Genomic DNA, 9,852 nt, shown 5'->3' on the forward strand with positions numbered 1-9,852 from the left:
TCTAGCTTCTGTTGACTGCGATTAAATTTGGTTAAACCTCCTGAGCCTGTTTCTATAGGTAATCCAGTTAACTTTAAAATTTCTAGCAATACGAATCTGGTTGTGTTTACTGCTGCTGCCGACTCTAATGGTCTTTTAGCTTGCACCAAAATCTTTGTTAATAAAGCTTGCTCTTTTTTCAGGAAATCTTTGATATCTTTTGTCCATTTTTTGGTATTACATTTAGAGCAACTTAGCGTTAAGTTTGTGATGGAATTACTGCCCCCTTTCGCTCGTGGGTGAATATGTTCAACCTGAAAAGGAACATCCTTAACGCCACAATAAGCGCATTGTCTACCCCATTTTTCGAGTAAATATTCCCGCACTTCGTATCCGGCAAGCGTACCTTGCTGGTACTCTTTTCCCTGGATGTCTGGATTCCGTATCAACTGCATATCGAAGCGAACTAGCTCTTGACTAATAGCCTCAATTGGTGCAAATCGACGTAGCTTATCAACGAGCGTTTTGATATTATCAACCCGACTTTGTAAGCTAGGTGGTAGCCATCCTTGAGGACGAGTTCTATTGAAAAACCTTGGTTTTCTGTAACGAGTTTTCCTAGCGCGTCTACTGCGTCTTAGTTGGCGTCTTGTAGTTAAAGCATTATGAATTGCAAAACCTCTGTGTTTTAATTCTGCTGCAAATACAACCTCTCCATTTGAATCGCTAACTAATGCAATTCCAGTTGTTTTTGCACCAGGGTCAATCTTTAATCTTAGGGGTGATGTAGATGAATCAGGACGTGATTCAAAAAGGATAATGGTGAACGGAAAGCGTCTAAATACTGCTGCTTTTTTGTTTCTCAATAAAAGTCTCGCCTGTGCGGAATGAATTGGATCTAGTGGTATGCGTTCTGTATCTAAAACAAATACTTTGCACATTATGTGCCTCCTTTCGGGTAATGTGAGCTTCGCTAATGTTTAAGGTCGGTAACTATCTCAAAAGCACTGGCTTAACCCATTAAACCTGTTTAACTTTTAAGTTCTAGAGCAAAGGACTAGCTACGCATCCTTTGGTAGGTCTTGAACGCTTGCCTTAAACGTAGTGTTTGTTTAACACTTAAGCTGGTCAGATGTGGGCTTTTTTCAAGCCCCCGGCTTTAGCCGTGGGGTTTCTGACTGAAGCATGGGCGCTTTTGGACTGGAGAGTCGGGAAGAAATTCTTTCAACGTTTTGAAAACTGCCATGAGATATCAGGTTGCTCTATGGGAATTTCGATCGCAAACTCTGCTCCTTTGCCAACAGATGAGCTACAGGTAATATTTCCGCGGTGTTTTTGCACGATAATTTGATGGCTAATGGATAATCCTAGCCCACTACCTTTGCCCACAGCTTTTGTCGTAAAAAATGGATCAAATAAACGCGATCGTAACGACTCTTCGATCCCAAGACCATTATCAGCGATCGCAATTTTGACCATATTCAAGTCTGTCACCTCTGTGTGAATGCGAATTTGGGGAGTAGGAAGTAGGGAGTAGGGAGTAGAAGATTGATTCCCGGCTCCCTGTACGGGTTTAGCAATGCTAAACCCCCTGCCATTCCCCACTCTCTCTTCTATTGCATCAATGGCATTATTCAACAAATGCATAAACACTTGGTTTAATTCACTTGCATAACAAGTGACTAGGGGCAAGTTACCATAATCTTTCACTACAACAATTGCTGGACGGTCGCCTACTTCGTTGAGCCGATGTCGTAACATCACCAAAGTGTTTTCGATGTCTTCATGAATATTTACTCGCTTCATTTCTGCTTCATCATGCCGAGAGAAGTGTTGTAGTGCCAATACAATTTCCCGAATCCGATCAGATCCTCTATACATTGCACCTATTAGGTTTTGCAGATCCTTAATCATAAAATTCAGGTCTATATCTTTAGCCATTTGCTGAATTTTTGGTGTGGGTTTGGGATATTCCTGTTGATAAACCTCAATTATATTTACTAGGTCTTGCACATATTGACCAGCATATTGGAGATTCCCATAAATAAAGCTGATCGGGTTATTAATCTCATGAGCCAGCCCAGCCACTAACTGTCCTAGTGCCACCATTTTTTCGTTCTGAATTTGTTGAACTTGAGAGGCTTGCAACTTGTCAAGAGCCTGTTGGAGTAGAAAGTTTTTTTCTTGTAGTTTAACTTGGAGTAAACGTAAATTAATCTGATTTTCAATTCGCAACACCACCTCTGCCCCATGAAAAGGTTTTGCAATATAATCTACACCACCAACATCAAAGGCTTTTACTTTATCTACAACATCATCCAGGGCGCTAATAAAAATTACTGGGATTTTACTAGTTTTATCATCAGCTTTCAGTTGTTGACAAACTTGATAGCCGTCCATACCTGGCATATTGATATCGAGCAAAATCACATCGGGCAAAACCATTTGACACGCAGTTAATGCCATTTTACCGTTTAAGGCTTTGCGAACTTCAAAACCTTGTGCAGTCAACATGGCCGATAAAAGTCGCAAATTATCTGGGGTATCATCGACCACCAAAATATTTATTTTATGATGGTTAGTTTGATTAACAGGCATTATGATTTTGGTAGCTACCATTGAGGGTTAGTGGCAAGCAATTTAAGAACCAATTGTTGTTCTATGGGTTTAGAAAATAGATATCCTTGAGCAAAATTACAGTTTAAACTTCTCAACAGGGCTAACTGTTCTGGGGTTTCGACACCTTCAGCGATCGCACTCATCCCCATTGAGTTAGCAATGCCAATCATTGCTGGTACTAATCCCATACTCTCTTTGTTATCATGCATACGTTGTACGAAAGATTTATCAATTTTGATTGCATTAAAAGGAAAGCTGTGTAGGTAACTCAAAGACGAATATCCTGTACCAAAGTCATCCATAATCAACTTGATTTCTCGCTGCCTTAGTTGTTGAAGAATTATTCTTATGGCATCAGTATTTTCCATAATTACACTTTCTGTAATTTCTAATTGTAAGTATATCGGGTTAATTTTACTTTCATAAATTATTCGATCAATTTGTTCGACAAAATTAGATTGTGTAAATAATCTCACACTCAAATTGACGCTAATAGTTAGAGGTTCTGGTATCACTCGATAATGTTGCCAGATGCTTAGTTGATGACAAGCTGACTGTAATACCCAAGTATTGATGGCATTAATCAAACCTGTTTCTTCAGCTACAGGAATAAATTCTGTGGGAGAAACCAGACCGCGAATCGGATGTCGCCAGCGCACCAAGGCTTCAAATCCAGAAATTCTGCCTGTAGTCAGGGAAACAATTGGCTGATAATAAACGAGGAACTCTTGCCTTTCAACAGCCCTTCGCAGGTCATTTTCTAATTCTAAAAGCTGAATAGCTTCCTGATGCATCGCCGGATTGAAAACGTGATATTTGGCTCTTCCTTGAGCCTTAGCCCGATACATTGCCGTATCAGCATCACGCAGTAAATACTCAGGGCGATCGTAATCTTTATTGCCCCAAGTAATCCCAATACTGACATTCATAAATACTTCATATCTTGATAGTTTAAAGGCAAGTGATAGCTGTTGTATAATCCGTTCCGCAACTTGGATTGCTATATTGATATCTGTAATATTTCCCAGGAGAATTCCAAATTCGTCCCCGCCCAATCGTGCTAGAGTATCAATAGGCATCAGACAAGCTTGCAGGCGGTGAGCGATGGCGATCAGCAATTCATCTCCCACTGAATGACCAAGAGAGTCATTGACAACTTTGAAGCGATCGCAGTCCAAAAAAAGTACGGCAAACTGATAACTACATTCTTGCTTCGCCTGATTGAGAGCATTTTCTAGTCGCCTGATAAACAAAACTCGGTTTGGTAATCCAGTCAGGGAATCATGGAGTGCTATATCTAGCAGTTGACTTTGCAATTTCTGGCGGTAATTGATTTCTTGTTGAAGTTTTTGTAGAGCTTTTTCCAGCTCCCCAGTTCGCTGTTTTACCCGATGTTCTAGTTCCACATTTAGCTTCAATATTTCTAATTGCGCTGACCTCAATGCCAGTTGATTTTGCACACGCACTAAAACTTCTTGAAACTCAAAAGGTTTGGTAATGTAGTCTACACCACCTACTTTAAAAGCTTTAACTTTGTCAAAAACATCATCTAAGGCACTAATAAAAATCACCGGAATATCGGCTGTTAGCTCCCAAGCTTTAAAGGTCTGACAAATTTCATAGCCATCTACTTCTGGCATCATAATATCGAGTAGAATCAAATCCGGTAATAGGGTTTGAGTTGCTGTCAGTGCCATTTGCCAGTTTAAGGCTTTACGAACTTTATACCCTTCCCTTGTCAATATGGAGGATAAAACCCGCAGGTTATCTGCCATATCGTCAATGATCAAAATATCTTTTTTATTAGGGTCTAAATATTCGTAATTCATCTAACCCTCCAGGAGACTCCCACCAAATCTGTACCCAGATTGGTGGTGAGAGGAATGGAGGGGGAATTACGAAACGTTCCTTGAATGCCTTTGAGCGAATGCGAAAACAATGAGAGGAACAGTTGAGTAATTCCCAATTTATTGGATTTAAATTGCATAGGAATAACCGTCTTTTGCATGAATACGCTTACAAAATTTGTGAGATATTCCTTGAATCAATCCGTTCTTAGTTGAAATATTGAAACTACCTGATGAACGAATAGTCACTTTTCCAGCATAATTACCAATCTTTTTACCAGTAGTAACAATTGCTCTAACAATGTCGCCAGTTTGGAAACCAAAATGTATTTTCTTTCTAGGTACGTGTCGATTTGGAAAACCGAACTTATCGGTTCTGCATGATTGCCTAGACCCGTGACCGTTAGCTGTAATCAACAATGGTTTAATGTCTTTAATGTTGAGTGTTGGAGTTGATTTGCCGACACAAGCCGCATCTAACCAGTGAGTCTTTTCTAGCTTCTGTTGACTGCGATTAAATTTGGTTAAACCTCCTGAGCCTGTTTCTATAGGTAATCCAGTTAACTTTAAAACTCTGAATAACGCCCACCGAGTTGTATTTACTGCGGCTGCATCAGCTAATGGTCTTTTAGCTTGTGCCAAAATTTTTGTGATTTTAGCCAAGTCTTTTTTCAGGAAATCTTTGATATCCTTGGTTCCTTTTTTGGTGTTACATTTTTCGCAACTTAATGCGAGATTTGTGATGGAATTGCTACCACCTTTAGCTCTTGGGTGAATGTGTTCGACCTGAAGAGGAACATCCAATACTTGGCAGTAGGCACATTGTCTACTCCATTTCTCTAGTAAATATTCTCGCGTTTCATAACCATAAAGAGTACCTTGTTGATACTCTTCCCCTTGGATATCTGGATTCCGCATCAACTGCATATCAAAGCGTACTAGTTCTTGACTAATAGCCTCAATTCGTGCAAATCGGCGTAACTTATCAACCCAAGCTTTGATATTGTCAACCCGACTTTGCAAGCTAGGAGCGAGCCACCCTTGTGGACGTGTTCTATTTAAGAATCGTGGTTGACGATATCTAGTTTTGCGATTTCTTCTACTTCTGCGAAGCTGCCTTCTGGAAGTTAAAGCATCTCTAATTGCAAATCCTCTATGTTTCAACTCAGCAACGAAGACAACTTCGCCTGTAGAATCGTTGACTAATGCAATTCCTGTGTTTTTTGCACCAGGGTCAATCTTTAATCTTAGTGCTTGAACTGGTGCGTCAGAGCGTGATTCTTTCAGAATGATCGTGAACGGGAAACGTCTAAAAACGGCTGCTTTTTTGTTTCGTAATAACTGCCTCGCCTGTGCTGAATGGATTGGGTCTAATGGTCGTTTATTTTGGTCGATAACGAATACTTTGGACATGAAGTCCCTCCTTTCGGGTAAAGTTAGCCTGGACAATGATTTAAAGGCTTTTTACGCCAACAACACTAGCTTCAACCCAATATGCTTGTTTAATCGTTGACCTCAGAGCTACAAACTGGCTTCGTATTTGTAGGTGAGATGACCTAAAAATCGTAGTACTCAAGGTACTTAGTCGGGTAAACTCTGGGCAATTAATCGCCCCCACTGAAACGGTACTCCGTTCAGTGGTGGGTAGTTTACTCTATATTTGTTCTAGTCAATTCCATAATTTTCTCAAACTGGTAGTTATTTGCTAAATCCCTAAGAAGTTGGAAAACTTCACCATTATCTGATGGAATTTGCTTAAGTAACTCTAAAATAAGTTCATCACTACAGCTGGCTGCGGCATAATGTATCTGTTGGAGCAACTCAGGTGACATTTGTGATAAATTGCTCAGGAGTTCGGCAACATTAACAAACATCTGTGGAGGTTGATCGATAACTGTTGTATTTCTGGTTTCTACTTGGTTTGCATACTTTACACCCAGGTGTTGGCTCAGTTTTTCCAATAATACTTCCTGTGTGAATGGCTTGCGAATAAAATCATCGCAGCCAATGGACAAAATTTTCTGGCGTTCTTCCTCAAAGGCGCTAGCAGTTAAAGCAATAATGAGGGTGTGTGTATTGGAGCAATCCGACGTTACTCCAGAGAAGTCGCTAGAGGAAGCCAGGACTGTTGGTGTTGGCAAAAGGGATGCACCATTGACACCAGCCCCCATGACAGCAGTTTCTTCTCCTACGGAGTACAACTTAGGGAACCTCTGCAACATACGGGCTTCCCCATGCTCTATTTGTTTAGCTTTAATCATTTTTGTCGCTTCGTAACCGTCCATAATTGGCATTCGCATATCCATAAAAATCAAGTGTGGTTGCCAAGATTTCCAATTAGCGATCGCTTCAGTACCATCTGTAGCTTCCTTGACTTCAAAGCCGAGAGATGTGAGAATTTTCACTAGCAACAAACGGCTTTCTTTACAGTCGTCAACTACTAAGATCCGGTATGCTTTTTCAGTAGGTGCTAAAGCTATAATTTTCGATTTAATTTGGTTTGTCGAGATTTTTGTGGGACAAGTTAGAGCAATCTGAACATCAAAAGCAAATGTACTACCAACACCAGGCATACTGCTGACAGTAATATCTCCTCCCATCAATTGCACGTATTTGCGGCTAATGGCCAAACCCAGTCCCGTACCTTGTTGCGATTTTCTGCCGATTTCAGTTTGCTCAAAAGCCTCAAACAGCAAGTCAATTTCTTGTGGGGCTATACCACAGCCAGTGTCTTGTACCTCGAAGAAGAGATGAGGGGGATTTTGCTCGCCCTGCTCCCATTTCACTCGTAGTGTCACCCTCCCCGTAACAGTAAATTTGATGGCATTTCCCAAGAGGTTGAGCAAGACTTGACAGAGTTTATTTTCGTCCGTTTCTATATATTTAGGAATATCTTGTGCATATTCAAACACTAATTCTAAATTTTTAGATGCAGCACGCAAGTGCAACATCTCTTCTAAGTTCTTTAACAGATCAATTAAGTCAAAACTACTGCGATTTAATGCGATTTTGCCAGCTTCGATTTTAGACATTTCTAGAATGTCGTTAATTAAGTTGAGTAGATGTTCGCCAGCACGATTAATAATTGCCAAGTTTTCTTGATGTTGGCCAGATAGCGAATAATCTCGGCTCATGAGTTGGGTGAAACCGAGAATAGCATTGAGTGGGGTACGCAGTTCGTGGCTCATGTTAGCCAGGAATTCGCTTTTAGCGAGGTTGGCGGCGGCGCTTCGCGCTGCTTCCCGAACGGCTGCTTGTTGCTCCTGTGCAGCGATTTTTTGCGATTGAATCAGTTCTTCTTGGGTGGTTTGTAGTTGCTCAATAACTTGCTGAAACTCTTCAGTACGTTTTTTTACTTGAGCCTCTAAGGTACGATTGTATTTTGCTAATAACTTTTCTGCTTGTTTGCGTTGGGTAATATCAAAAAATGTGGCGATCGCAAAAGCAAAATTTCCCAATTCATCATAAATTGGCTTTCCTAAAACTTCAATGGGAGTAATCTTGTCACCACAACGAATTTCCATATCATCAACCCTGAGACTTTCCCCTTGCAATGCTCTGAAAATCGGCAGGCGATCGCTGGGGTAAAATTGATCTGTCTCCGCAAGGTAAGCATGATATACCTCTGACAATTTTTCGGTGCTAACTTCTGCAATCGCTCCTTGACCAAGAATTTGCTGCCCAATTTGATTTGTATAATAAGGTTCACCTTCAGCATCGATGATGAATACACCTACTGGCATGGCTTCTAAAAATTGAGTCAGCTGACTATGACTGTGAGATAGTGCCTCATTTAAGACTTGCATCTGAACATTCTTTGCTTCTAAAGTACTAAAGGATACTTGGAGTTGCTTTGCCATAGTTTCAAATGACTTGGCCAATTCCCCCAGCTCATCAGAACGCTGAATTTCTGGTGTTTGCTCCCATTCGCCTAGAGCAATTTTTTTCGCTGATGTGTTTAATTGTAAAATCGGTTTAATTACCCAGCGAGCAGTCAAAATCCCAATTCTTGTAGCTACTAAAAAAGCAACTATACACAGCAAAATAGTGATGCGGTTGTTGGCGTTAATTTCGTCCATAAATTCGTCTTCGGGAATCACCGCCACAATTAGCCAATCTAAACCCAGTTCGTCCTTCCAGCTTTTTACCTGCACAAAATAACGCATTCCATCGGCGGTAAAACTTAGCTGTTGCTTATCCACAACAAGCTTAAGACTGCCAAACCTTTTAATCAAGGACTGTGTTGTGAGTCTAATTAAAGGATTTTGACTATCTAATGCTGATAGACGTTTTCCTTTACCATTAATGATCCTATACGGTGGTTCACTAGTAGAAGAAGCTACTATTAACCCAGAACGTTCTAAAATAAAAGTGTTACCCGACTCTTTGACCTTTAAGTTGACTAAAAAATTGCCAATTTGTGACAAGAGCAAATCAACACTAATTACCCCAACAAATTTGCGATTTTGATCGTAAACAGGATAGCTGGAAGATATGGATAAAATCTCTGGTTTATCTTCCCATTGATAAATTTGACTCCAAACTGGTTTGCCAATCTTAACCGGATCTGTATACCAAGCTTCTACGCGAGGATCGTAATTTTTGACTTCCTGCAAATGGCGGCGATTTCCTTGGTTGTCTGTAGTGTAAACATCAAGTTTGCCTATACCATGCTTTTCGCTAACTTCATTAATCAACAGCTTGCCATTATCTAAACGTTCCACACCGATAAATTCACCTTTCGGATTGGCAAAGCTGTTGTAGCCAACATTGAAAACCTGCATTTGTTTCCAAAAGTAATTTCCGGTGGTTTTAAAGTCCGAAAGGTCGAGCAAACCTAGCTCAATCGCATTTAAATTGATTTGATTGATTTGCTTTGGGGTCGTTAAATACCTATCAAGGTGTTGTTCAATGCGATCGCAGATTTCTTTTTGTAATTGAGTAGCAAGCTCATTTACCGCTTTTTGGCCGTTTTGATACGAAAGATAACCTACAAGTCCCACAGCCCCACAAATTTGCAATATAAAGGGCACAATCAGGATATAGCTCAGGGGCATCTTGGCATAAACCTTGCCAACTAAGCGATTAACAGATTTGACGGGCTGAAGTTTGGATAACATTATTGTTTAATTCTTCCCCAGCATATACTAGGTGCATTTTCCCAATATAAGCTACATTTTGTTTCAGCACTATTACGTAATAGCAACGCTTTTGTTCTAACATATATTTTTAAGTATAAACAATCACTAATATTTTGCTGCATACTTGTTTTACTGGCTAAGTACAATATTTCATAAATTCGTAGCGAATTCTCTTTGCGTTCCTACCCTACGGGAAGGCGAACGCGAGTGCGTCTCCAAGAGTTGCGCCTATGCGCTTCCCTTTGCGCCCCTACCCTGCGGGAAGG

5 protein-coding genes are annotated in these 9,852 nt (G+C 40.4%); all 5 read right to left on the minus strand.

The genetic code is table 11. From position 1 onward, the window contains the following. Positions 1-920, minus strand: a 920-nt coding sequence (gene iscB, locus LC605_RS28540; protein WP_229550817.1) for an RNA-guided endonuclease IscB, incomplete at its 3' end; no start/stop codon positions are given. Between the two features lie 283 nt (positions 921-1,203). Beyond that, a complete protein-coding gene (locus LC605_RS28545; RefSeq protein WP_229550818.1) occupies positions 1,204-2,577 on the minus strand; it encodes a response regulator in 1,374 nt (457 codons plus the stop codon). A 14-nt stretch (positions 2,578-2,591) separates the two neighbouring features. Beyond that, entirely contained in the window at positions 2,592-4,427 is a 1,836-nt protein-coding gene (locus tag LC605_RS28550) for an EAL domain-containing protein (protein ID WP_229550819.1), read from the minus strand. 147 nt (positions 4,428-4,574) lie between these two features. Beyond that, complete coding sequence (gene iscB, locus LC605_RS28555; RefSeq protein WP_229550820.1) at positions 4,575-5,858, minus strand: RNA-guided endonuclease IscB; 1,284 nt, start codon at positions 5,856-5,858, stop codon at positions 4,575-4,577. A 236-nt stretch (positions 5,859-6,094) separates the two neighbouring features. After that, positions 6,095-9,565, minus strand: a complete 3,471-nt coding sequence (locus LC605_RS28560; RefSeq protein WP_229550821.1) for an ATP-binding protein — start codon at positions 9,563-9,565, stop codon at positions 6,095-6,097. Positions 9,566-9,852: the final 287 nt, after the last annotated feature.

It is taken from the genome of Nostoc sp. CHAB 5836 (genome assembly GCF_020829445.1).
In the GTDB taxonomy this organism is placed as follows: Bacteria; Cyanobacteriota; Cyanobacteriia; order Cyanobacteriales; family Nostocaceae; genus Nostoc.

Excerpts from the sequence above, each read along its gene's own strand:
- iscB (WP_229550820.1), bottom strand. The coding sequence starts at position 5,858 with ATGTCCAAAGTATTCGTTATCGACCAAAATAAACGACCATTAGACCCA.
- LC605_RS28545 (WP_229550818.1), bottom strand. The coding sequence starts at position 2,577 with ATGCCTGTTAATCAAACTAACCATCATAAAATAAATATTTTGGTGGTC.
- LC605_RS28560 (WP_229550821.1), bottom strand. The coding sequence starts at position 9,565 with ATGTTATCCAAACTTCAGCCCGTCAAATCTGTTAATCGCTTAGTTGGC.
- LC605_RS28550 (WP_229550819.1), bottom strand. The coding sequence starts at position 4,427 with ATGAATTACGAATATTTAGACCCTAATAAAAAAGATATTTTGATCATT.